This is a genomic window from Pseudomonas sp. LS1212, assembly GCF_024741815.1.
Taxonomy (GTDB): Bacteria; Pseudomonadota; Gammaproteobacteria; order Pseudomonadales; family Pseudomonadaceae; genus Aquipseudomonas.
The window spans coordinates 1,120,890-1,145,009 of the sequence record NZ_CP102951.1 but is presented as its reverse complement, the minus strand read 5'-3'; the positions used below and the strand labels follow the sequence as shown (position 1 = coordinate 1,145,009).

At 61.1% G+C, this 24,120-nt stretch carries 23 protein-coding genes and 3 pseudogenes; 14 read left to right on the top strand and 12 right to left on the bottom strand.

Annotated features, from left to right (window positions below):
* Positions 1 to 612: 612 nt before the first annotated feature.
* The 5 genes from NVV94_RS05210 (at position 613) to NVV94_RS05190 (ending at position 7,104) form a co-directional block, all read left to right on the top strand.
* A complete protein-coding gene (locus NVV94_RS05210) occupies positions 613 to 1,089 on the top strand; it encodes a formate dehydrogenase subunit gamma (RefSeq protein ID WP_258446168.1) in 477 nt (158 codons plus the stop codon).
* Positions 1,086 to 2,648, top strand: a complete 1,563-nt coding sequence (locus NVV94_RS05205; protein ID WP_258446167.1) for an NADH-quinone oxidoreductase subunit NuoF — start codon at positions 1,086 to 1,088, stop codon at positions 2,646 to 2,648. Before NVV94_RS05210 ends, NVV94_RS05205 begins: the two co-directional genes overlap by 4 nt.
* Positions 2,645 to 5,563 carry a formate dehydrogenase subunit alpha gene (fdhF, locus tag NVV94_RS05200; RefSeq protein ID WP_258446166.1) on the top strand — a complete coding sequence of 973 codons (2,919 nt, stop codon included), beginning with the start codon at positions 2,645 to 2,647 and terminating at the stop codon, positions 5,561 to 5,563. The genes NVV94_RS05205 and fdhF overlap by 4 nt, the downstream gene beginning before the upstream one ends.
* Entirely contained in the window at positions 5,560 to 5,781 is a 222-nt protein-coding gene (locus NVV94_RS05195) for a formate dehydrogenase subunit delta (RefSeq protein ID WP_258446165.1), read from the top strand. The genes fdhF and NVV94_RS05195 overlap by 4 nt, the downstream gene beginning before the upstream one ends.
* 459 nt (positions 5,782 to 6,240) lie before the next feature.
* A complete protein-coding gene (locus NVV94_RS05190; RefSeq protein WP_258446164.1) occupies positions 6,241 to 7,104 on the top strand; it encodes a universal stress protein in 864 nt (287 codons plus the stop codon).
* A 116-nt stretch (positions 7,105 to 7,220) separates the two neighbouring features.
* On the opposite strand, the pseudogene NVV94_RS05185 reads toward NVV94_RS05190, so the two are convergent.
* The 3 pseudogenes from NVV94_RS05185 to NVV94_RS05175 form a co-directional block, all read right to left on the bottom strand.
* Positions 7,221 to 7,489 (bottom strand): annotated as a pseudogene (locus NVV94_RS05185) (MFS transporter); the annotation flags it as partial.
* Positions 7,478 to 7,588, bottom strand: a pseudogene (locus NVV94_RS05180) (hydroxymethylglutaryl-CoA lyase); the annotation flags it as partial. The pseudogenes NVV94_RS05185 and NVV94_RS05180, both read right to left, overlap by 12 nt.
* Positions 7,581 to 7,811 (bottom strand): annotated as a pseudogene (locus NVV94_RS05175) (LysR family transcriptional regulator); the annotation flags it as partial. The pseudogenes NVV94_RS05180 and NVV94_RS05175, both read right to left, overlap by 8 nt.
* A 119-nt stretch (positions 7,812 to 7,930) precedes the next feature.
* Here NVV94_RS05175 and NVV94_RS05170 point away from each other — a divergent pair.
* The 8 genes from NVV94_RS05170 (at position 7,931) to phnE (ending at position 13,972) form a co-directional block, all read left to right on the top strand.
* A complete protein-coding gene (locus tag NVV94_RS05170; protein ID WP_258446163.1) occupies positions 7,931 to 8,059 on the top strand; it encodes a hypothetical protein in 129 nt (42 codons plus the stop codon).
* Between the two features lie 72 nt (positions 8,060 to 8,131).
* Positions 8,132 to 8,413 carry an addiction module antidote protein gene (locus NVV94_RS05165; protein ID WP_258446162.1) on the top strand — a complete coding sequence of 94 codons (282 nt, stop codon included), beginning with the start codon at positions 8,132 to 8,134 and terminating at the stop codon, positions 8,411 to 8,413.
* Between the two features lie 92 nt (positions 8,414 to 8,505).
* Positions 8,506 to 9,540 (top strand): selenide, water dikinase SelD, encoded by a 1,035-nt coding sequence (gene selD / locus NVV94_RS05160; RefSeq protein ID WP_258446161.1) that lies wholly within the window; start codon positions 8,506 to 8,508, stop codon positions 9,538 to 9,540.
* Positions 9,540 to 10,643 (top strand): tRNA 2-selenouridine(34) synthase MnmH, encoded by a 1,104-nt coding sequence (gene mnmH / locus NVV94_RS05155; protein ID WP_258446160.1) that lies wholly within the window; start codon positions 9,540 to 9,542, stop codon positions 10,641 to 10,643. Before selD ends, mnmH begins: the two co-directional genes overlap by 1 nt.
* A gap of 86 nt (positions 10,644 to 10,729) precedes the next feature.
* The gene (locus NVV94_RS05150; RefSeq protein WP_258446159.1) at positions 10,730 to 11,581 is read left to right on the top strand and encodes a putative selenate ABC transporter substrate-binding protein; all 852 of its coding nucleotides are present in this window, start codon (positions 10,730 to 10,732) and stop codon (positions 11,579 to 11,581) included.
* Positions 11,578 to 12,387 carry a phosphonate ABC transporter ATP-binding protein gene (locus NVV94_RS05145; RefSeq protein ID WP_258446158.1) on the top strand — a complete coding sequence of 270 codons (810 nt, stop codon included), beginning with the start codon at positions 11,578 to 11,580 and terminating at the stop codon, positions 12,385 to 12,387. The genes NVV94_RS05150 and NVV94_RS05145 overlap by 4 nt, the downstream gene beginning before the upstream one ends.
* Positions 12,384 to 13,208 (top strand): ABC transporter permease, encoded by an 825-nt coding sequence (locus tag NVV94_RS05140; RefSeq protein WP_258446157.1) that lies wholly within the window; start codon positions 12,384 to 12,386, stop codon positions 13,206 to 13,208. Before NVV94_RS05145 ends, NVV94_RS05140 begins: the two co-directional genes overlap by 4 nt.
* Positions 13,205 to 13,972, top strand: coding sequence for a phosphonate ABC transporter, permease protein PhnE (phnE, locus tag NVV94_RS05135; RefSeq protein WP_258446156.1), 768 nt, complete (start codon positions 13,205 to 13,207; stop codon positions 13,970 to 13,972). The genes NVV94_RS05140 and phnE overlap by 4 nt, the downstream gene beginning before the upstream one ends.
* Positions 13,973 to 13,985: 13 nt before the next feature.
* Here phnE and NVV94_RS05130 read toward each other — a convergent pair whose 3' ends face one another.
* Positions 13,986 to 14,360 carry a YkgJ family cysteine cluster protein gene (locus tag NVV94_RS05130; protein ID WP_258446155.1) on the bottom strand — a complete coding sequence of 125 codons (375 nt, stop codon included), beginning with the start codon at positions 14,358 to 14,360 and terminating at the stop codon, positions 13,986 to 13,988.
* Between the two features lie 197 nt (positions 14,361 to 14,557).
* Between NVV94_RS05130 and NVV94_RS05125 the strand changes: the two genes are divergently transcribed.
* Entirely contained in the window at positions 14,558 to 15,034 is a 477-nt protein-coding gene (locus NVV94_RS05125) for a GNAT family N-acetyltransferase (RefSeq protein ID WP_258446154.1), read from the top strand.
* Between the two features lie 59 nt (positions 15,035 to 15,093).
* Here the strand turns inward: NVV94_RS05125 and alaC are convergent, their stop codons facing one another.
* From alaC to hmpA, 8 genes are all read right to left on the bottom strand, one after another.
* Positions 15,094 to 16,332: an alanine transaminase gene (gene alaC, locus NVV94_RS05120; protein WP_258446153.1), complete on the bottom strand. Its 1,239-nt coding sequence runs from the start codon at positions 16,330 to 16,332 to the stop codon at positions 15,094 to 15,096.
* A 352-nt stretch (positions 16,333 to 16,684) separates the two neighbouring features.
* The gene (gene cyoE / locus NVV94_RS05115) at positions 16,685 to 17,572 is read right to left on the bottom strand and encodes a heme o synthase (protein ID WP_258446152.1); all 888 of its coding nucleotides are present in this window, start codon (positions 17,570 to 17,572) and stop codon (positions 16,685 to 16,687) included.
* 10 nt (positions 17,573 to 17,582) lie between these two features.
* Complete coding sequence (gene cyoD, locus NVV94_RS05110; RefSeq protein WP_258446151.1) at positions 17,583 to 17,915, bottom strand: cytochrome o ubiquinol oxidase subunit IV; 333 nt, start codon at positions 17,913 to 17,915, stop codon at positions 17,583 to 17,585.
* Complete coding sequence (cyoC, locus tag NVV94_RS05105) at positions 17,916 to 18,539, bottom strand: cytochrome o ubiquinol oxidase subunit III (protein WP_258446150.1); 624 nt, start codon at positions 18,537 to 18,539, stop codon at positions 17,916 to 17,918.
* Between the two features lie 3 nt (positions 18,540 to 18,542).
* A complete protein-coding gene (gene cyoB, locus NVV94_RS05100) occupies positions 18,543 to 20,564 on the bottom strand; it encodes a cytochrome o ubiquinol oxidase subunit I (protein WP_258446149.1) in 2,022 nt (673 codons plus the stop codon).
* A 3-nt stretch (positions 20,565 to 20,567) separates the two neighbouring features.
* Positions 20,568 to 21,506, bottom strand: coding sequence for a ubiquinol oxidase subunit II (cyoA, locus tag NVV94_RS05095; protein WP_258446148.1), 939 nt, complete (start codon positions 21,504 to 21,506; stop codon positions 20,568 to 20,570).
* Positions 21,507 to 22,064: 558 nt separating this feature from the next.
* Positions 22,065 to 22,571 (bottom strand): disulfide bond formation protein B, encoded by a 507-nt coding sequence (locus NVV94_RS05090; RefSeq protein WP_258446147.1) that lies wholly within the window; start codon positions 22,569 to 22,571, stop codon positions 22,065 to 22,067.
* A gap of 281 nt (positions 22,572 to 22,852) precedes the next feature.
* Positions 22,853 to 24,034: an NO-inducible flavohemoprotein gene (hmpA, locus tag NVV94_RS05085; RefSeq protein ID WP_258446146.1), complete on the bottom strand. Its 1,182-nt coding sequence runs from the start codon at positions 24,032 to 24,034 to the stop codon at positions 22,853 to 22,855.
* Between the last annotated feature and the right edge of the window lie 86 nt (positions 24,035 to 24,120).

Genomic DNA, 24,120 nt, shown 5'->3' with positions numbered 1-24,120 from the left:
GTGAGCTAGACCCCGACGAATTGGAAAATTTCCAGCTAATCTAAAGCGGCGATTAGCTATTTCAAAATAGCTAACATTGACTGGAATGGCTTTGCTTTTTCTCTCACTTGGAGTGGTAGAACTTTCTGAAAGGTGACTGTCGCGAGCTACGCTCGAGATAACCGACACACTCTAAAACCCCCTCGCTCGGAGGCGCCTGGCGTGCGACAGGCTCTATCAATTGAGCCTGTCATTTCGATTAACACCACCAGCATGACCATGCCTTCGAAATCAGCCGCAAATTCCTCAGGCGGGCAATCTGCCGCGCAGACCTTGAACGACCATTCAAGGACAACGCCCAGGGCCGCACTCTTCTAGACTCAATGAGTGGTCGTAGAGAGAACTGAGCACGTCGCTTTGGTGCAGATGAATCAAAGGCAGCGTGGCAAGCTGCCTGTTATGCCCTGAACAGGTGCGGCAAAGACCGCACCGGGCCCAACAAGATGCCCGCTCAGGGCGCCTGGCCAACGGCCTGAAAATGCCACGATACCGTGACGTGGTGTGACTGCCGCAGCCGACACTTTCGGACAACCGACAACCGCCTGGTTTGCCCGTGACCGTGAGGATTGCTGTATGCCTGATGAGATGTTGCACCTGCCTATGGTCAACAGCCTGCTGGAGCGCCACAAGGGCTCCCCCGGCGCACTGTTGCCGATCCTTCATGAGATTCAGGAGGGCATCGGTTACATCCCCGATGCCACCATCCCCGAGATTGCCCACGCCCTCAACCAGAGTCAGGCCGAGGTTCGCGGGGTGATCAGCTTCTACCATGACTTCCGCACCGCGCCCCCGGCCCGGCATATCCTGCGCCTGTGCCGGGCCGAGTCCTGCCAGAGCCGCGGCGCCGAGCAGCTCGCCGCGCAGTTGCGCGAACGCCTGCAACTGGACGACCACGGCAGCAGCGCCGACGGCAACATCAGTCTGCGCCCGGTGTATTGCCTCGGAGCCTGCGCCTGCTCGCCAGCCCTGGAGCTGGATGGCCAGGTGCATGCGCGGCTCAGCGCCGAGCGCCTGGATGCCCTGCTCGACGCTTGCCAGGAGGACGCATGATGCCGTGCCTCTATCTACCCAGTGATTCCCTGGCCCGTGCCGTGGGCGCCGATGAGGTGGCCGTGGCCCTTGCCACTCAGGCCCGGGAACGCAATCTGCCGCTGGACCTGCAACGCACCAGCTCTCGCGGCCTGTACTGGCTGGAACCGCTGCTGGAAATGGACAGCCCGCAAGGCCGTATCGGCTTCGGCCCGCTGACCGCTGCCGATGTGCCGTCCCTGCTCGATGCGCTGCAAGGCGAGCCGTCCGCCCATCCACTGGCCTTGGGCGCGGTGGAGCAGTTGCCTTATCTAAAGACTCAACAACGCCTGCTGTTCGCCCGCGCCGGCATTACCCGGCCGCTGTCCCTGGAGGATTACCAGGCCCACGGCGGCTTCGAGGGCTTGACCCAGGCCATCGCCCTGGGCGGCGAGCAGACCGCGACCGCAGTGTTCGATTCGGGTCTGCGTGGCCGTGGCGGCGCGGCCTTCCCGGCCGGGATCAAATGGCGCACGGTGCGCGGCACCCAGGCTGCGCAGAAATACATTGTGTGCAACGCCGACGAAGGCGACTCCGGCACCTTCGCCGACCGCATGTTGATGGAAGGCGACCCCTTCCTGCTGATCGAAGGCATGGCCATTGCCGGTCTCACCGTCGGGGCCAGCTACGGCTACATCTATGTACGCTCGGAATATCCACAGGCCGTGGCCACACTGCGCGAGGCGCTGGAAATCGCCCGGTCCGCCGGTTACCTCGGCGCCAATGTCGGCGGCAGCGGCCAGGCCTTCGATATGGAAGTGCGAGTCGGTGCCGGTGCTTACATCTGCGGTGAGGAAACCGCGCTGCTGGACTCTCTCGAAGGCAAGCGCGGGATTGTCCGTGCCAAGCCACCCATCCCCGCCTTGCAGGGCCTGTTCGGCCTGCCGACCCTGGTGCACAACGTGCTGACCCTGGCCTCGGTGCCGCTGATTCTGGCCAAGGGCGCGCAGTTCTATCGCGATTACGGCATGGGTCGCTCCCTGGGCACCATGCCCTTCCAGCTGGCGGGCAATATTCGTCACGGCGGCCTGGTGGAACGGGCCTTTGGCCTGACCCTGCGGGAACTGGTGGAAGACTACGGCGGTGGTACCGCCAGTGGCCGGCCGCTGAAGGCCGCCCAGGTTGGCGGCCCCCTCGGCGCCTGGGTGCCACCAGGGCAATTCGACACTCCGCTGGATTACGAAGCCTTCGTCGCCATCGGCGCCATGCTCGGTCATGGTGGTGTGGTGGTGGCTGACGACAGCCTGGACATGGCCCGCATGGCACGCTTCGCCCTGCAGTTCTGCGCCGAGGAATCCTGTGGCAAATGCACCCCATGCCGCATCGGCTCGACCCGGGGCGTGGAGGTGATCGACCGCCTGCTGGCCGCGCCTGACCAGAGCGGTCGTGATGAGCAGGCGATCATCCTCAAGGACCTGTGCGACACCCTGCAGTACGGTTCGCTGTGCGCGTTGGGCGGCATGACCTCCTATCCGGTAGCCAGCGCCCTCAAGCACTTCCCCGCCGACTTCGGTCTGCAGTCCTCGGAGGCCGACCAATGATCAATCTCTTCGACCCTGCCAAAGACATCGCCCTCGGCACTCTTGACCTTGGAACTCTTGACCTTGGAACCCCGGCCCGCGACAGCCAGGTGCAGGTCACCCTGAACATCGACGGCCGCAGCATCAGCGTGCCCGAAGGTACCTCGGTGATGCGCGCCGCCGCGCTGCTGGGCACTACCATTCCCAAGCTGTGTGCCACCGACAGCCTGGAAGCCTTCGGCTCCTGCCGCATGTGCCTGGTGGAGATCGACGGCATGCGCGGCTACCCGGCGTCCTGCACCACGCCGGTCAGCGAAGGCATGAGCGTGCACACCCAGACGCCGAAGCTCGCAACCCTGCGCCGCAACGTCATGGAGCTGTACATCTCCGATCACCCGCTGGACTGCCTGACCTGCTCGGCCAACGGCAACTGCGAGCTGCAAACCGTAGCCGGCCAGGTCGGCCTGCGGGAGGTGCGTTACGGCTATGAAGGCGACAACCATCTGGCCGACCTGAAGGACACCTCCAACCCCTACTTCGACTACGACCCGAGCAAGTGCATCGTCTGCAACCGCTGCGTGCGCGCCTGCGAAGAAACCCAGGGCACCTTTGCCCTGACCATTACCGGGCGCGGTTTCGAATCCCGGGTCGCGGCCGCCGGTGGCGAGAACTTCCTCGACTCGGAATGCGTGTCCTGCGGCGCCTGTGTGCAAGCCTGCCCCACCGCGACCCTGATGGAAAAAAGCGTGGTCGAACTGGGTCAGCCCGAACGCAGCGTGATCACCACCTGTGCCTATTGCGGCGTGGGCTGCTCGTTCCGCGCCGAGATGAAAGGCGACCAGCTGGTGCGCATGGTTCCAGACAAGAACGGTCAGGCCAACCACGGCCACTCCTGCGTCAAAGGGCGCTTTGCCTGGGGCTACGCCACCCACCCGGATCGCATCACCAAGCCGATGATCCGCAAGCACATCAACGACCCTTGGCAGGAAGTCAGCTGGAATGAAGCGGTGACCTACGCCGCCAGCGAATTCCGCCGGCTGCAGCAAAAATACGGCCGTGACTCCATTGGTGGCATCACCTCCAGCCGCTGCACCAACGAAGAAACCTACCTGGTGCAAAAACTGGTGCGCGCCGCCTTCGGCAACAACAACGTCGACACCTGTGCGCGGGTCTGCCACTCGCCTACCGGCTATGGCCTGAAACAAACCCTTGGCGAGTCCGCCGGCACCCAGAGTTTCGACTCGGTGATGCAGGCCGACGTGATCCTGGTGATGGGCGCCAACCCCAGCGATGCCCACCCGGTGTTCGCCTCCCAGCTCAAACGCCGCCTGCGTGAAGGCGCGCGGCTGATCGTCATCGATCCACGACGCATTGATCTGGTGGACTCGGTGCATGCCCGCGCTGAACTGCACCTGGCCCTGCGCCCGGGCACCAACGTCGCCATGCTCAACGCCCTGGCCCACGTCATCGTCACCGAAGGCCTGCTCAACCAGGCCTTTATCGACGCCCGTTGCGAGGGCAGCGATTTCGCCCGCTGGAGCGAGTTCGTCAGCCGCGCGGAAAACTCGCCGGAAGTCCTTGCCGCCATCTGCGGCGTCGCCGCTGCCGACATCCGTGCCGCCGCCCGTCTGTATGCCACCGGCGGCAATGCGGCGATCTACTACGGCCTGGGCGTCACCGAGCACAGCCAGGGCAGCACCGCGGTCATGGGCATCGCTAACCTGGCCATGGCCACCGGCAACATCGGCCGCGAAGGTGTGGGCGTGAACCCGTTGCGTGGACAGAACAACGTTCAGGGCTCCTGCGACATGGGCTCCTTCCCCCACGAGCTGCCCGGTTATCGGCACATCTCCAACGAGGTGGTACGGGCGCAGTTCGAACAGGCCTGGAACGTCACCCTGCAACCCGACCCGGGCCTGCGCATCCCCAACATGTTCGAGGCAGCCCTGGGCGGCAGCTTCAAGGGCCTGTATTGCCAAGGCGAAGACATCGCCCAGAGCGACCCCAATACCCAGCACGTCACCGCGGCTCTGTCGGCCATGGAATGCGTGGTGGTGCAGGACATTTTCCTCAACGAAACCGCCAAGTTCGCCCACGTGTTCCTGCCGGGCAGCTCGTTCCTGGAAAAAGACGGCACCTTCACCAACGCCGAGCGACGCATCTCCCGGGTGCGCAAGGTCATGGAGCCTCTGGGCGGCAAAGCCGACTGGGAAGGCACAGTGGCCCTGGCCAACGCCCTGGGTTACCCCATGAACTACCAGCACCCGTCAGAAATCATGGATGAAATCGCCAGCCTGACGCCGACCTTCAGCAACGTCAGCTACACCGCACTGGAGCGCCACGGCAGCCTGCAATGGCCATGCAACGCCGCGGCACCGGACGGTACGCCGACCATGCACATCAAGGAATTCGTGCGCGGCAAGGGGCGCTTCATGCTCACCGGTTATGTGCCCACCGAGGAAAAGGTCAACAATCGCTATCCCCTTCTGCTGACCACCGGGCGCATCCTCAGCCAGTACAACGTCGGCGCCCAGACCCGGCGTACCGACAACGTCGCCTGGCACGACGAAGACCGCCTGGAAATCCACCCGACCGACGCCGAGAGCCGTGGCATCAACGAAGGTGACTGGGTCGGCATCGGCAGCCGCGCCGGACAGACCGTACTGCGTGCGCGGGTCACCGAACGGGTAGCCCCAGGAGTGGTGTACACCACCTTCCACTTCCCTGAATCGGGGGCCAACGTCATCACCACCGACAACTCCGACTGGGCCACCAACTGTCCGGAGTACAAGGTCACCGCCGTGGAAGTCAGCCGCGTCTACCACCCTTCCGAGTGGCAAAAACGCTACCAGGAATTCAGCGACGAACAACAACGCCTGCTCGACGAACGCCGCCAGGCACGCACCGCCGGAACAAAAGCCGAGGTACGCCGATGAGCACTGCCAACCTGATCAAAATGGCCAACCAGATCGCCCAGTACTTCGCTGGAGAACCGGACCAGCAACAGGCCGTGCTCAACGTGCGCAATCATCTGCAGATGTTCTGGACGCCCAGCATGCGCAAGGAGTTGCTGGCCTGGCAGACGGCGCATCAAGGGGCAGACTTGCACCCACTGGCGCAGGCGGCGGTAAGTGGGGCTGGCTGGGAGGCTTAGGTTCACACGATCCCTTGGGATTGCCCCTTGGCCTGTGAAGACAGACCAAGGGGCGTTCCAGAGGTTTTTAAAGTCGACCATTCGAGGGCGCGGAGAACCCACACACCCAAGCGCAAAGCGTCAGTACGCCCCACGTATCGGGGGATGTAAATCAGGCTGCTGATCCAAAGCATTGAGAAACCGACTCGGCTCATATACCCATCAGGCCTGCCCTTAGAATCAAATCGCATGACCCCACCGATAAGAGGTCTGCCGCTGCATCCCAACGCGCCCATAATTCAATGTTACGCGGACCAAACGCCTACAAGGCCGCCCGCCCCTTCTGATCCCCTCAGCGTCCAGGGAGGCGACCTGGGTAAACCATTTTTACTGCGTGGAATGACCTGCCGTCTCTTCCGAATAATCAAAAAGAAAGAGAGGCCAGCCCGCAATCGTGCTATTTGAAAGCTGGAGATTGCTATGCGCTCGATACAGAGGATTCTGGTTGCCATACCTCCTGTTCCCGATAGCCCTGCCCTGCTCCGCGGCCAGCAACTGGCGTTGAAGCTGGGGGCCGAGCTGGATTTGCTGGTCTACGACCCTCACGCCGACCAGAGTGCATTCATCGAACGGCAAGTCACCAACCTTCGCCACCACGGCGTGCGCGCCCGTGGCGAGCAGGCCGATGACGATGCCGCCCACGCCGTGCTCACTGCCTGCCGTGCCCAGGAGAGTGACCTGGTGATCAAGCAACACTTTCCCATCCCCCGGCTCAAGCATCTGTTCATCACCGGTGAAGACGACCAGTTGATCCGTCAATTGCCGGTACCGCTGCTACTGGTCAGAAACGACGTGCCCTGGGAGGGTGGCACGGTGCTGGCGGCCATGGACGTGGAACATCACGATGCCGACCACGTGGCGCTGCAGGGCAACGTCATGGACTATGCCAGCAACTTGAGTGAGATGTTCGGCGCGTCGTTGCATGTGGTCTGCGCCTATTCGCCGGCGTTGATGCCCCAGAACGGGCCGGACGTGACTATCGATCAAATCGTCGCCGAGCATTGCCGCGACCAGTGCCAGTGGTTCCAGGATGAATACGAATTGCCAGGGCATCGCCTGCACATTGGCGAAGGGCCGGCCAAAGCCCTGATACCCAGGATCGCCCACCAGTTGGAGGCAGGGGTGACGGTGTTGGGCACCGTTGCCCGGCATGGCTTGTCGGGGGCACTAGTGGGCAATACCGCCGAGCATGTGCTGGACCACCTCGATGGCGACGTTCTGGTGCTCAAGCCCCATGCGCTGGAGATGCAAGAATCCGTGCCGACGGGGCATCGTGCGGCCTGATTGTTTGTGCGGGTGGGAGCGGCCCTGGCCGCGAAGGACCGCAGAGCGGTCCCTGTTGATTGGGGCCGCGTCGCGCCCCTTCGCGGCCAGGGCCGCTCCCACACCGCAGTCTGGAATCAACCTTCGCTTAGCACATCCCGGGCGCGCAGTCGCTCCGGCAAGCCCCACAGCAGCAACGCAGCAGTGATCAGGCCAGTAACGGCGATCACATAGAGCGCCGGGGTGGTACTACCGGTCAGTCCTTGATCCGCCCGACCATGATTGGGCTGACGATCCCGCCAAACTGGCCCAGGCAGTTCACCAGGGCAATCCCGCCTGCGGCACCTGCGCCAGCACCGGCCAGCAACTTCGGTGGCAGGGTCCAGAAGATCGGGATCGAGGCGATCTTGTCCCGGGTTTCAACCCACACCGGCTCAATCTGCAGGCCATCGCGTGGGGCAACTTCCTGCACGATCAAGGTGTTGCTGTAGTCAGTGGGCGTGATGCAGCAGCGTTTCGCCCGCCGCCGTCAGCGCCACGCCCTTGGCCCGGCGCACGAACAGCGCCACGCCCAGGGCGTCCTCCAACTCCTGCAGGCGCTTGCTCGCCGCGGATACAGCAATGGCTTCGCGCGCGGCGGCACGGGTCAAGGTGCCCTCTTCGTGCACCGTGACGAACAGTTGCTGGGTGACCAGATCGAGGCGGCGGATGAGGTGCTTCAACTGCATGGGGATGCTCGTTGGGGATTGGTCTATGGCGACGTGGGGATGATACGTCAGAAATTTCGGACCCATCAGACTTCAGAAACCTGATAGTCTAGATGTAGCCGTATGGCTACTATCGATCCATGAACACACTCATCACCACGCAAGAGTTTGATCGATGGCTGGATGCCTTGAAGGATTTCAAGGCTCGAGCAAGGATCGTCACCCGCATCATCAGCGCCGAACAGGGCAATGCTGCTGTGTGCAGGTGATAAATCGAGCCAGAAACGGGACATACGGCTTGCGAAGACCATCCTTGGCGAGATCGAACGCGGAGAACGACAATGAGTCAGCTCAAAACCTTTGAGCCTTCAAAGTACCTGACCGATGAAGACACCATTGCGGAGTTTTTGACTGCCAGCCTCGAGGATGAAAATCCAGATGTGTTTCTGCGAGCCTTGCAAGAGGTAGCCAAGGCTCGTGGGATGAGCCAGTTAGCCAAGGACGCCGGGATCAATCGTGAGAGCTTGTACAAAGCATTGGCCCCAGGAGCAAAGCCGCGCTATGACACGGTGCTCAAACTGTTGAATGCATTGGGTGTAAAACTCACCGCTCATCACGCTTGAATAGGGCCAGTGTCGCACGGTTGCGATGGGCCGCATGATGGCCACCCTTTTGTTAGACTCCTCGCCATCTCAACCGGACAAAGAGCTCCATCATGACCGACCCCATCCGCCTCACCCAATACAGTCACGGCGCTGGCTGCGGGTGCAAGATTTCACCCAAGGTCCTGGAAGTCATTCTCGCCGGCAGCGGCGCGCAGAACCTTGACCCCAGGCTCTGGGTCGGTAACGCCTCGCGTGACGATGCGGCGGTGTATGCCATCGATGAAGAACGCGGCGTAGTCTCTACCACCGACTTTTTCATGCCGATTGTCGACGACCCGTTCGATTTCGGCCGTATCGCCGCCACCAACGCCATCAGCGACATCTACGCCATGGGTGGCGATCCGCTGATGGCCATCGCGATTCTGGGCTGGCCGATCAATGTGCTGGCGCCAGAGGTGGCCCGCGAAGTGATTCGCGGTGGCCGCGCGGTGTGCGATGCGGCGGGTATTCCATTGGCCGGTGGGCATTCGATCGATGCTCCGGAGCCGATTTTCGGCCTGGCGGTGACAGGCCTGGTCGAGAAGCGCTTCATGAAGCGCAACGACACCGCCACCGAGGGTTGCAGGCTGTACCTGACCAAGCCGCTGGGTATCGGCATTCTGACCACGGCCGAGAAGAAAGGCTTGCTGCGCCAGGCCGATCAGCACGTGGCACGCGACCTGATGTGCACGCTGAACAAGCCCGGCAGCCGCTTCGGCAAATTGAGCGGGGTCAAGGCGATGACCGACGTGACCGGTTTCGGCCTGCTCGGCCATCTGGTCGAGATGGCCGATGGCAGCGGCCTGACCGCACGCATCGAGTACGAACGTGTGCCACGTATTGCCAATATCGAATCCTATATGGACCAGGGCTGCATTCCAGGCGGTACCTTGCGCAATTTCGACAGCTATGGCGCCCGTATCGCGCGGCTGCCGGAGATGCCCAAACTGCTGCTGTGCGATCCGCAAACCAGCGGCGGATTGTTGGTGGCTGTGGAACCGAGTGGCGAAGCCGAGTTCCTCGGCGTGGCGGCCGAACTGGGCCTGGACCTGACGCCGATCGGCGAACTGGTGGGCCGACAGAGCCATGCGGTCGAGGTGTCGTGATGCGCGACAACACCACCGATTACCGCGAGATTTTCCTGAACGACATCCCGCTGATGGATGTGCGCGCGCCGGTCGAGTTCGGCAAGGGCGCCTTCCCGCACACGGTCAACCTGCCGTTGATGAACGATATCGAGCGCCAGCGCGTGGGCACCTGTTACAAGCAGCATGGCCAACAGGCCGCCATCGAGCTGGGCCATTCGCTGGTCTGCGGTTCGGTCAAACAAGAGCGGATTGAGGCATGGGCCGCGTTCGCCCGGTCGCAGCCGCAGGGTTTTCTTTATTGCTTTCGCGGCGGCCTGCGCTCGCAGATCACTCAACAGTGGCTCACGAGTGAAGCAAGTATCGAGTACCCCCGAGTGATCGGCGGCTACAAGGCGCTGCGTAACTTCCTGATTGAAACCACCGAGAACGCCATCGCCGAATGCGATTTCGTGCTGGTCGGAGGCTTGACCGGCACCGGCAAGACCGAAGCGCTGGCGGCACTGCGCAACACGCTGGACCTGGAAGCCCATGCCAACCACCGGGGTTCCAGCTTCGGCAAGCATGCGACGCCGCAACCGGCGCAGATCGATTTCGAGAACACCCTGGCCATCGACCTGCTCAAGAAGCGCGCCCGGGGTGTCAGCCAGTTCGTGCTCGAGGATGAAGGGCGCATGGTCGGCCGCTGTACCATTCCGCTGGCCTTGTACCAAGGCATGCAGCAGTTCCCGTTGGTGTGGCTGGAAGACAGTTTTGACAATCGGGTCGAGCGGATCCTCAAGGACTACGTCATCGACCTCTGCGCCGAATTCATTGAGGTCCATGGCAGTGAGCAGGGCTTTACCCTGTATGCCGAACGCTTGCGCCAGAGCCTGACCAGTATTGTCAAACGCCTGGGTGGCGAGCGCTATCAGCGCCTCGCAGCGATCCTGGACGACGCCCTGGCCGAGCAGCAAAGCCGGCGCACCGTCGAACTGCATCGCGAGTGGATCACTGCCTTGCTCAAGGAGTACTACGACCCGATGTATGCCTACCAGCGCGACGCCAAAGGTCATCGGCTGGAATTCAGCGGCAATCGTCATGAGGTGATCGAATATCTACGTGCGCGTGCTATACGACACTAAGCCGAATCTAAAGCCCTGGAATGGACCGAGGTAACTATAATTCGGCCCACCGTCTGTCTTTTCCGCTATTGAACCGGAGAATTCCCATGTTTAAGCGTTCCCTTGCGCTCGCTGCCGGCGTCGCCTTGTCCCTGTCTGCCCTCATGACGCACGCTGCAGAAGTACTGCGCGTGTCAGCCATCCCCGATGAGGCCCCGACCGAATTGCTGCGCAAGTTCGAGCCCCTGGGCAAATACCTGGAAAAGCAGCTGGGTATGGAGGTCAAGTTCGTGCCCGTGTCCGACTATGCGGCCGTGGTCGAGGCGCTGGCCTCCGATCGCCTGGACCTGGCCTGGCTGGGCGGCTTTACCTTCGTGCAGACCCGCTTGAAGACCGGCAACGCCATCCCGCTGGTACAGCGTGAACAGGACCGGCAGTTCACCAGCAAGTTCATCACCGCCGACCCGAACGTGCACTCGCTCAAGGACCTCAAGGGCAAGACCTTCGCCTTTGGCTCGGTGTCGTCCACGTCGGGTAGCCTGATGCCACGTTATTTCATGCTCCAGGACGGCATCAAGCCGGAAGAATACTTCAGCCGCGTGGGCTATTCCGGTGCCCACGATGCCACCGTGGCCTGGGTTCAGGCGGGCAAGGTCGATGCCGGGGTATTGAATGCTTCGGTCTGGCAGAAGCTGGTCGATGCCGGCAAGGTCGACACCAACAAGGTCAAGGTGTTTGCGACCACCCCGGCTTATTTCGACTACAACTGGACCGTGCGCGGCAACCTCGATCCGGCGCTGGCGGCGAAGATCAAGGCGGCATTTCTGGCGCTGGACCCGGCCAAGCCCGAGGACAAGGCGATTCTTGATCTGCAGGCGGCCACCCGCTTTGTCGAGACCAAGCCAGAGAATTACAAAAGCATCGAGCAAGCGGCCCGCTCCGCCGAATTGCTGAAGTGATACTGCAACTCGCGAACGTGAGCCTGTCTCACACCAGTGGTGTCGAGGCGCTCAAGCACATCGACTTGCGCATCGACGCCGGGGAACAGGTGGCAATCATCGGCCCTTCGGGCGCCGGTAAAACTACCCTGCTGCGGGTGCTGGCGACCCGCTTGCAACCGGGTGCCGGTACGATCGAACTGCTCGGCGCCAGCCCGTGGGCGATGAGCGCTCGCGCCAGGCAAAAACTGCGGGCGCGCATTGGCATGATCCATCAGGCACCGCCCCTGCCGCCCCGGCAACGGGTGGTCACCGCGGTCAGCGCCGGCCGGCTTGGCCAGTGGTCGTTCGCCAAGGGCTTGATCAACCTCTGCTATGCCCTGGACGCCAATGGCGTACGCAATGAACTGGCGCGCCTGGACATCGCCGACAAGCTGTTTTCCCGCTGCGATGAGCTGTCCGGCGGGCAACTGCAGCGCGTCGGCATTGCCCGGGTGCTGTACCAGGCGCCCGAGCTGATTCTGGCTGACGAACCGGTTTCGGCAATGGACCCTACCCTCGCAGGGCATACCCTCGAAGTGCTGAACCGCGAAGCGCAGCAGCGCGGCACGACGGTGCTGGCCAGCCTGCATTCGGTCGAGCTGGCGCTGAAGCATTTCGAACGCGTGATCGGTATGCGCGACGGGAAGATTGCCTTTGATCTCAGGCCATCGGAGCTCGGCGCCGAGAAACTGAAAGCGCTGTATGCCAACGAGCAGTTACAGCATGACAGCGGCCCGGCTACACCGACGAAACCCTTTATCAAGCCGCTTTCGGAATGCGGATGAACAGCAGCATTCACGACCCTGCGGCCTTCCCGCGCCTGGCTTTGACCCTGCTTGCCGTGCTGCTGCTCTGGCCCGGCCTGAGCCTCAGCGAGCTGGATCTGAAGGTGCTGCTGGACGGCGACAACACCCGGGTCATGGGCACGTTCATCGCCGGGTTCTGGCCGCCGGAATACGGCGCGGACTTTCTCGCACTGCTGTTCAAGGCCACCCTGGAAACCCTTGCGATTGCCACGGCCGGTATGGCGCTGGCGTTGCTGATCGCGATTCCTGGCGCGCTGTTAGCGACGCGGGCGATTTCCCTGTCGGCGCTGTCCCGGGGCGGTCGTCCGGTGTGGTGGACGCAACTACTGCGTTGGCCTGCGCGCGTCATCCTGATCGGCCTGCGCAGCGTGCCCGAGATTGTCTGGGCCTTGTTATTCGTCCGCGCCGTGGGCCTTGGGCCCACAGCCGGGGTGCTCGCGATCGCCATCACCTACAGCGGCATGCTCGGCAAGGTCTACGCCGAGATCTTCGAGTCGGTCGACATTCGCCCTACCCATGCCTTGCTGGAGGCCGGCAGTTCGCGGTTGGCAGCGTTCGCCTACGGGATACTGCCCAATGCCGCCGAAGAGCTGGTGTCCTATACCGTATACCGCTGGGAATGCGCGATTCGCGCCTCGGTGGTGATGGGCTTTGTCGGTGCCGGCGGTCTTGGGCAACAGATGGACCTGTCGCTGCGGATGTTCGCCGGTGGCGAAGTGGCGAGCCTGTTGCTGACGTTCCTGGTACTGGTAATGCTGGCTGACCTGCTCAGCCGTCTGCTGCGGGGGCGACTGGCATGAGACGGCTGGGCAATCACCTGTTGTTGCTGGTCATCCTGGCCACTGTTGTGTTGAGCTTTCGCTTTCTTGAGCTGGACATGGGCAACTTGTTCAGCGCTGACGGCCTTGGGCAAATGGGCAACTACGCCAGCCGATTCCTGAACCCGGACCTATCCGCTGCGCACCTGCACAATGTCGGCCGTGGCGCACTGGAAACCGTGGCCATGTCGGCCATGGGCACACTGCTGGCGGCAATTCTTGGCCTGCTGCTGGCGCTACCGGCGGCCGGTCGATATGGCTGGGTACTGCAAAGCCTTTCGCGATTGGTGCTCAACGCCCTGCGCGCCATTCCGGAACTGGTGTGGGCTGCCTTGATGGTACTGGCGGCGGGCCTGGGGCCCAACGCCGGGACCCTGGCGCTGGGGCTGCACACCACAGGCGTGTTGGGCCGCTTGTTCGCCGAGGCGCTGGAGAACACCCCCGCCGAACCTGCCGAAGCCCTGCGTTCGGCGGGCAGTGGACGGGTTGCGGCCTTTTGCTATGGCACCCTGCCGAACGCCTGGCCGCAAATGCTGGCTTACAGCTTGTACCGTTGGGAAAACAACATTCGCATGGCCAGCGTGCTCGGCTTTGTCGGTGCCGGCGGCTTGGGGCAGATGCTGTACATGAACCTGAGTCTGTTTCAGGAAGCCCAGGCGGCGACCGTCATTCTGGCAATGCTGATATTGGTACTCGGCGTCGAACTGCTCAGTTACTGGGCCCGCCAGCGCTGGGTAAGCGTTTGAGACAACCGTTGGGTCAGGCGACTTCCAGCTGCCTCACATCGATCATTCCACTGGGCCTTGCCAAAGGTGCCAGGCCATAGGCCGCGCGCGCCGCATCGCAGTTGGGATTGTGCTCGCCATCGACCCACGAGGCCTCGAACTCACGGCAGGTGCTGGAGCGCTGTTCGTACAGCGAGCAGCTCACGCCCTTGCCCACCTCCCCTTTGAGCCCGTTGCAGCGCGACGGACGACTTTCGGTGCCAAGCATGGCCACGCGCGTCGGGCTGACCTGGACCACCAGATCATCCGGCACGGGACCGCCGGCCGAGGTGCACTCACCCCAATAAAAAGACACACGGAAATGCGCGCAGCAGGCGCCGCAGGTCAGGCAAGGATTTGCTTCGGACATGATGAGGGGGACTGGGTTTTGTAGTTATGGGATGCAGCGTTGGGCGCTTATTCTATGGATTGGCCAAGCGTTGAACAGGGGGGCTGAACAGTTTATTTTTGGCATGCGGACCGACGGTGTGAGTGCCCATTGCGAGCGGGCAGTCAGTGCCGATCCGTTGCCAGGCCATGCCCCTTCCAACTTGTCCGGTTGACCCGATGCCACTCTCTTTTCGCGCTGTCAGAACTGAAGATATCCCACTCATCTGCACCTTCCCACAGAGTGAAGACGAGCTCTATTACATGTATCCCAAGGCGTCGTTTCCGCTAAGCCACTCCCAACTTCAGGAAGCGATAGAGCAGCGTGCCGACTCGACCGTTATTGAGCTTGACGGTCAAGTGGTCGGTTTTGCCAATTTCTATCACTGCGAGGACGGCGGTCGCTGTTCGCTGGGCAATGTGATCGTCTCCCCGGCCGCCCGCGGCAAGGGCGTGGCCCGCTACCTGGTGGAACGGATGATAGAGATAGCCCTGGACAAGCATCAAGCATCCGAAGTGACCTTATCCTGCTTCAACCAGAATGTCCCAGGCCTGCTGCTCTACCCTCAACTGGGCTTTGTGCCGTTCGCCATTGAAGAGCGCCGGAACAAACAGGGCGAGCGGGTTGCGTTGATCCACATGCGGCTGCAGCGCTGAGGCGGGCAACGCTACCTGGCCACACTGGGGCAGGTAGCGACACGTTCGTCTGACTGGATTCAGCCGCGCGGCGCCTTGGTCGGTTTCGTCGTTGCCGGTTCAAACCCATCGGCCCGGAACATCTGCCGAATACCGCGCACGGCCTGGCGAATCCGGTCCTGATTCTCGATCAGGGCGAAGCGCACGTGGTCATCGCCATAATCACCGAAACCGATCCCCGGCGACACGCAGACCTTGGCCTCGGCCAGCAGTTTCTTGGCGAACTCGAGCGAGCCCAGGTGCGCGTACTGTTCGGGAATCTTGGCCCAGATGTACATGGACGCCTTGGGAACCTCGACCATCCAGCCCAGTTCGTGCAAGCCCTTGGCCAGCACATTGCGCCGCTGGCGGTATTGTTCGGCAATTTCGTGAACGCAGGTTTGATCGCCTTCCAGCGCAGCAATCGCCGCCACCTGCAAGGGTGTGAACGTACCGTAGTCGTGATAGCTCTTGATTCGCGCCAGGGCGTTGACCAGTTCCGGGTTGCCGACCATGAAACCAATGCGCCAGCCCGCCATGTTGTAGCTCTTGGACAGGGTGAAGAACTCCACCGCAATGTCCTTGGCCCCTGGTACTTGCATGATCGACGGCGCTTTCCAGCCGTCGTAGACAATGTCGGCATAGGCCAGGTCGTGGATCACCAGCACATCGTATTGCTTGGCCAGGGCCACCACGCGCTCGAAGAAGTCCAGTTCCACGCACTGCGACGTCGGGTTGGACGGAAAGCCGAGAATCATCATCTTCGGCTTGGGGATCGATTCGCGGATGGCCCGTTCCAGCTCGGTGAAGAAGTCCACGCCTGGCACCAGCGGCACGGAACGAACCTGGGCGCCGGCAATCACGGCGCCGTAGATGTGGATGGGGTAGCTGGGGTTGGGCACCAGCACCGTGTCGCCGTGGTCGAGGGTGGCCAGCATCAAGTGCGCCAGGCCTTCCTTGGAACCGATGGTGACAATGGCTTCGCTTTCCGGGTCGATATCGACCTCGTAGCGGTCCTTGTACCAGTGCGAGATGGCCCGGCGAAGGCGCGGGATGCCGCGCGAAGTGGAATAGCCGTGGGTGTCTTCGCGCTGGGCGACCTGGACGAGTTTCTCGACGATATGCGGCGGCGTGGCGCCGTCGGGGTTGCCCATGCTCAGGTCGATGATGTCCTCGCCACGGCGGCGAGCGGCCATTTTCAGCTCGGCAGTGATGTTGAAGACATAAGGGGGGAGACGATCAATGCGTGCAAAGCGGCGCGACGAACCTTGTTCGGCCATGTTTTCCTCGGCTACGTAAGCGCCCGGAACCGTCCGAGCGACGCCGGCCACTGCGGTGGCCGTGAGGATTAAGATAGAGACAGTAGATGGTGGGTGTCCAGTAGATTTTCCTGTTTTGTGCGAAATTTTTGAGATTTTAATTTGGATATATGTTTATTTTCGGCATATCGCTCCGAATCGTGTCGCCCACATCGCTGGCAAGCCAGCTCCCACAGAGACCATGTACCACTGCCCCCTTGTGGGAGCTGGCTTGCCAGCGATGAGGCCCTGAAGGACTACAAAGATTCAGAGGCCACAAACGAGAACGCCCCGGGCATTGCGGCCCGGGGCGTTTTTGTTTAAAGCATCAATCTCAAGGCGCGTATGTCAGCAACAACTCCGTCGGCGCCTTGAAGTCCAGCGACATCATCACGCTCAATGCAGTGATGGTGAAGATCGAGAACACGAACAGCTTGCGCGCCCAGAGCCGATCGTCCACGGCCTTGTAGCCGGTCCAGGCCATGTACAGCCAGTACATGCCCATCGCCGCGGCTACGGCCAGGTAGCTCATCCCGGCGTAGCCGCCCAGGGTCAGCATCAAGGTCGCCACGAGGAAGGCCAGGATGTAGAACAGGATGTGCTTCTTGGCCACTACGATCCCGCGCTTGACCGGCAGCACCGGGATCGAGGCGGCCAGGTAGTCGTTGAAGCGGAAGATCGCGATGGCATAGGAATGCGGCATCTGCCACAGGCTGAACATCACCAGCAGGGTCAAGGCAGCCAGGTCGAAACTGTTGCTCACGGCGCAGTAGCCGATCACCGGAGGCATGGCGCCAGAAAGGCTCCCCACCAGGGTGCCGTGCACCGATTTGCGTTTCAGGTACAGGCTGTAGAAACCCACGTAGATGACGAAGCCGATCAGGCCGAACAAGGCCGCCAGCGGGTTGGCCTGCTGATACAGCAAGCCCAGGCCCGCCACTCCCAGGAGAGTGGCGTAAGCCAGGGCGACCCGGGTCGAGATCAGGCCCTGGACCAGCGCGCGGTTCTTGGTGCGCTCCATTTTCACGTCGATGTCACGGTCGATGCAGTTGTTGAACACGCAACCGGACGCCACCACCAATGAAGTGCCAATCACCGTGGCCAGAAACAGGGCGAAATCGACATGCCCTTGCGAGGCCAGGAAAAAGCCGCCTGCCACAGAAAGCACGTTACCGAAAATGATCCCCGGTTTGGTGATTTGGATAAAGTGCTTAATGGACATGCCGTCTTCCTCAGTGCGCCATCATGTTGTGATGGATGCTGATCATGATCCACAGTGCCAGGCCGACCAGGAACGCGATGACCATCGCCGTAAAGGCAAAGGCGGTCACGTTCCAGCGCTGCTCGGCGGAGCGGTCCAGGTGCAGGAAGTAGACCAGGTGCACCAGCACCTGGATCGCGGCGAAGGCCACGATGATCCACAGCGTCATTTCCTTGGGCAGGCTCGGGTACATCACCAGGCCGAACGGAATGATCGTCAGGATGACCGAGAGCACAAAGCCGATGCCGTAGGACTTCACACTGCCGTGGTTACCCGCTGCGTGGGAGTTATGTGCATTTGCCATTTACAGAGTCCCCATCAGGTAGACAACGGTGAACACGCAGATCCAGACCACGTCCAGGAAGTGCCAGAACAGGCTCAGGCAGCTCATGCGGGTGTTGGTGGTCGCGCTCAGACCGTTCTTGTTGATCTGGTACATCATCACGCCCATCCAGATCAGGCCGGCGGTAACGTGCAGGCCGTGGGTCCCGACCAGGCTGAAGAAGCCCGACAGGAAGCCGCTGCGCTGAGGGCCGAAGCCACCGGCGATCAGGTGATGGAACTCGTTGATTTCCATGGCGATGAAGCCCAGGCCAAGCAGGAAGGTCACAGCCAGCCAGGCCAGCACGGCGCCCTTCTTGCCCTTGTACATCGCCAGCATGGCGAAGCCGAAGGTGATACTACTGAACAGCAGCAGTGCGGTTTCACCCAATACGTAGTCGAGTTCGAAAATATCGTGGCCCGACGGCCCGCCGGCAAAGTTGTTCGACAGTACGGCGTAGGCGGCGAAGAGCGACGCAAACAAAATGCAGTCGGTCATCAGGTACAGCCAGAAACCGAATACGGTCATCGGGCCTGCGTCGTGGTGGTCATCGTGCCCATGGTCGTGACCATGAGCCGCATCAGCATTCATTACCAGATTGGACATTGTTTACACCCGCTCCAACTGTTCGACACGTGCGCCGTGCACCGGGGCAGCCGTAGCCAGGCCCAGAGCCTTCATGCGCTCGCCTTCAATACGCGCCACTTCTTCGGCCGGAACCATGTAGCCCTGGTCGTCACGTGCAGCGTGAGCGACGAAGACAGCGATGGTGCCCACCAGGCTCGCGCCGGCCAGCCACCAGATGTGCCAGATCATGGCAAACCCGAAGACGGTCAACAGCAGGCCCATCCACAGACCGGTCGCGGTGTTGTGTGGCATGTGAATCGCGGTGTAGCGACCCGGCACCTTGTACGCGGTACCGTTGCGCTTGGCCTCGGTGAATGCGTCCAGGCCGGCGTTTTGCGGCAGGTGCGCGAAGTTGTAGAACGGTGGTGGCGAAGAGGTCGACCATTCCAGGGTACGGCCATTCCATGGGTCGCCGGTCACGTCCAGGTTGTCCTTGCGATCGCGGATACTCACGTAGATCTGGATCAGCTGGCAGGCGATACCGAACAGGATCAGCACCGCACCGGCCAAGGCAACGTACAGGTACGGCGTCCACTCCGGGTTGGTCGAGCTGTTCAGGCGACGGGTCATGCCCATGAAGCCCAGAGCGTACAGCGGCATGAAGGCCACGTAGAAACCGGAGATCCAGAACCAGAACGCTGCCTTGCCCCAATTCTCGTTCAGCGTGAAGCCGAAGGCTTTCGGGAACCAGAAGGCGAAACCCGCGATGTAACCGAATACCGCACCACCGATGATCACGTTGTGGAAGTGCGCGATCACGAACAGGCTGTTGTGCAGGACGAAGTCAGCACCCGGTACAGCCAGCAGAACGCCGGTCATGCCACCGATGGAGAAGGTGATCATGAAGCCCAGGGTCCACAATACCGGCGCGGTGAAGCGCAGGCGGCCCTGGTAAATCGTGAATAGCCAGTTGAATAGCTTCACACCCGTGGGGATGGAAATCAGCATCGTCGCCAGGCCGAAGAAGGCGTTGACGTTGGCACCCGAACCCATGGTGAAGAAGTGGTGCAGCCAGACCACGAAGCCCAGGACGCTGATCGCGCCGCTGGCGTAAACCATGGACTTGTGGCCGAACAGGGATTTACCGGTAAAGGTCGAGATCACTTCCGAGAACACGCCGAAGGCCGGCAGGATCAGGATGTAAACCTCAGGGTGGCCCCACGCCCAGAACAAGTTGACGTACATCATGGGGTTGCCCCCCAACTCGTTGGTGAAGATGTGGAAGCCCAGGTAACGGTCGACGGTCAACAGTGCCAGGGTGGCAGTCAGGATCGGGAAGGAAGCGACGATCAGCACGTTGGCCCAGCTGCAGGTCCAGGTGAAGATCGGCATGTCCATCAGCTTCATGCCAGGGGCGCGCATTTTCAGCACGGTGACCAGGAAGTTGACCCCTGTCAGCGTCGTACCCAGCCCTGATAGCTGTAGTGCCCAGATGTAATAGTCCACGCCCACGCCCGGGCTATAGCCCAGCTCGGACAGCGGCGGATAGGCAACCCAGCCGGTCTTGGCGAATTCGCCGACACCCAGCGACAGGTTGATCAGCACCACGCCCGACACCAGCAGCCAGAAGCTCAGGGAGTTCAGGAACGGGAAGGCCACGTCACGTGCGCCGATTTGCAGCGGCACCACGATGTTCATCAAGCCGGTGAAAAATGGCATGGCCATGAAGATGATCATGATCACACCGTGGGCGGTGAAGATCTGGTCATAGTGTTCAGGCGGCAGGTAGCCAGGCGAACCCTCGGTGGCCATGGCCAACTGGGAACGCATCATGATGGCGTCGGCAAAACCACGCAGCAACATGATCATGGCAACGATGATGTACATCACGCCGATTTTCTTGTGGTCGACCGAGGTCAGCCACTCGCTCCACAAGTAGGTCCACTTGCGGAAATAGGTGATGGCCCCCACCACCGCGAGACCGCCGAGCGCGATCATGGCAATGGTCACCATGACTATCGGCTCGTGGAACGGTATCGCGTCCAGACTTAGTTTACCGAACATCTTTTACTCCTCTGCCCCAGCAGCTGAATGCATACTCATGTCCATCCCTTCCATCGCAGCGACTTCTTTTTCCTCTTGGTGGTGCGGCTTGCCTTTGTTCATGCCTTCATACTTGTCGATGATGGTCTGGAACAGGTTCGCCGGAACCGAGGAATAGAGCTCGACCGGGTTGTTTTCGCTAGGTTTGGCCAAGGCGTCGTATTCAGCCTTTTCAAGCTGTTTAGGTGCCTTCTTGACTTCACTGACCCAGGCTTCGAAATCGGCCTGAGAGGTGGCGTACGCTTTGAACTTCATGCCGGTAAAACCTGCGCCGCTGTAGTTGGCGGAGATACCGTCGAACTCGCCATTTTCATTGGCGATCAGGTGCAGCTTGGTTTGCATGCCCGCCATGGCGTAGATCTGGCCACCGAGTGCCGGGATGAAGAACGAGTTCATCACCGAGTCGGAAGTGATCTTGAAATTGACCGGGGTGTTGGCCGGGAAGACGATCTTGTTGACCGTGGCAATGCCCTGCTCCGGGTAGATGAACAGCCATTTCCAGTCCATGGCGACCACTTCGATGGTGACCGGCTTCACGTCCGATTCCAGCGGGCGATACGGGTCCAGCTTGTGGGTGGAAACGTAGGTGAAATAACCCAGGGCGATGATGATCAGCACCGGGATGGTCCACACCGCGATCTCGATCTTGGTGGAGTGGGACCAGTCAGGCGTGTAGGTGGCTTCTTTGTTCGACGCGCGATATTTCCAGGCGAACGCGATGGTCATGATGATCACCGGGATCACCACCAGCAGCATCAGCCCGGTTGCGATAAGAATCAGGTTTCTCTCGTCCATGCCCACCTGCCCCTTCGGGTTGAGCAGGGTCATGTTGCACCCACCGAGAAAAAGCATGCCTAAAAAGGGCAAAATGCCAAACAGTCTGGGGTAACGCTTTTTACTCATCTCACGACCTCTAAAGCAGCTGCTTCAATGCAATGGTGTTTTGATCGCCAACACTCCGTCCTGCCAAGCGTCAGCATTTATCGGGATCGAATAAGGGCATGCCTCGGAATCAGCTGCGGCTGCTTGGCAAGACCTGTGTAATACGTTGGTTTATTATTCTGAATTCGTCGGCTAAGGGCCTGTCTTCAGACCAATTCCATTTGGTGCGGAAATCACGGAGGGGTATCAACCCGGCATCGCTGCGGCGATGCACTTCTGAGTCAGCCAAAGGAGCCGTTGCTCCCTCTATTTGCGACTCGCAAAGCGTTGCCGAGCGGAATTCGGGGCGATTGTAGATATGTAACCTAGTGTTGACTATGACTTATTTAGCAACAGTTCTTTACCGTTTCTGCAACAATCGACATCATTCTGATAGCTTCGCGACAGATTGTCGCACCTGCTATTTTCGCTGGAAAAGCCCGTGTTTTCAGGGCCTTCGCTTGATCCAGATCCAAAAAAATCGCCCCGACTCTCCTCTTTGGAAGTCGGGGCGATTTTATTTCAATGCGTGTAAATCGTTTAAGAGCGGCGGCGATTCCGGTAGATACCCAGCGGTACCAGAATGGCCGTGAGCACGAATGCCAGCAACGCCCATTGTGCGAGCGACAGGCCCAGAACCGGCGGGTAAGGCGTGGAACAGAATCCGTCGACCTGGAACACCAGTGGCAACACCGAGGCCAGCGGCAGGCTATCGACGATCGGTTGCAGGGTATCGATGCCGCAGCTCACCGCCGGGTTGGCCAGCACGTAGACGTGGTTACCCGCCGCCGCAATGCCTCCCAGGGCGCTGAGCACTACCAGCCCTTCACAAACGGTCAGCCCGCGCGGGCCGCGCGTGGCCGCGCCGATAAAGGCAAACACGGCAATCAGCAGCAAGGCATAGCGCTGCAGGATGCACAGCGGGCAAGGCACCTCGCCGAGGACGATCTGCATATAGAGCGCGCCGCCGATCAACGACAGGCAGATCACGCCCAGCAGAATCAGGAAGCGCCGTTCGCGATTGAGGCGCAGCATGTGTTCGTTCATTCCCGTTCCTTATCAGTGTGTGGTTCTCGATAGGCCGCCTGGCTGTGGCCTGTGAACAACCGTTATGGAGAAGTTTACACGCTGGGCGCTGCCATCATGCAGTTAGGGATAGGGGGATTAAATCAGGATTAAGTATGGGTGTGTCTGTACCGGCCTCATCGCTGGCAAGCCAGCTCCTACAGGGTTGCGTATCGCCTGTAGGAGCGGGCTTGCCCGCGATGAGGCCAGTGGAAGCAAATCAAAATGACCGGCCAGACCTTGCATCTGGCCGGTCCTCGGAATTATTCCAACGCCGAAGCCGGCCCGAAGAACTCATAACGGCTCTGATGCTCCGGAACGCCCAGGCCCTTGAGGTGGCGCTTGATTGCCGCCATGAAGCCCTTGGGCCCCAGGAAGTAGGCGTCCACATCGCGTTCAGCGGGCAGCCATTGCCCCAGTTGCTCCTGGTTCAGCAGGCCGACCGCATCGGCAGGCGGGCTGACGCCATCGTCTTCGGCATAGCAATAGAAGCGCTTGAGTTGCGGGTGACGCGCGGCCAGGCCGTCGATCCAGTCGCGGAAGGCATGCACCGAACCGTTGCGGGCGCAGTGAATGAAATGCACCAGGCGACCGGTCGACAGCGCCGATTCGAGCATGGCCAGGGTCGGAGTGATCCCCACGCCCCCACTGATCAGCACCAACGGCTTGTTGCCGGGCTTGAGCGTGAACTCGCCCGAAGGCGGGAACAATTGCAGGCTGTCGCCGATCCGCACATGGTCATGCAGGTAGTTGGACACCTTGCCGTCGGCCTCGCGCTTGACGCTGATGCGGTACTGTCCTTTTTGGGCCAGTGCCGACAACGAATAGTTACGGCGATGCTCCTCACCCTCGATGATCAATTTCATCCCGATGTATTGACCTGGTTCGAACTCGAGGATTTCACCGCCATCGGCCGGAGCGAAATAGAACGATACGATCTCGGCGCTTTCGACCACCCGCGCCACCAGCTTGAACGACCGTGCCCCGCGCCAGCCACCGGCGGCCCGGGCCTTCTGCTCGTAGACTTCGGCTTCGGCGCCGATCAGGATATCCGCCAATTGTTGATAGGCCGCACCCCAGGCCGCTATCACCTCGGGGGTCGCGATCTCGCTGCCCAGCACTTCCTCGATGGCGCGCAGCAGGCAACTGCCGACGATCGGGTAGTGCTCCGGCAGAATCTGCAACGCGACATGCTTGTTGATAATCTGCGACAGCAGGCCGCCCAACTGCTCCAGTTGATCGATGTGCCGCGCATACATCAGGACGCCATTGGCCAAGGCACGCGGTTGATCGCCGCTGGCCTGGTGAGCCTGGTTGAACAGGGAACGCACTTGCGGGTACTCGCTGAGCATCAGCTTGTAGAAATGCGTGGTCAGGGCTTCACCGCCACTTTCCAGAAGCGGAACAGTGGATTTGACGATGGCGCGATCCTGGGCACTAAGCATGAGTCGACTCCGGAGCCTATGGCTTTTTGATGGGTTGACCTGACTTATCAGGTATCGTGCCAACTAATAACTCCTTATAAATCAAT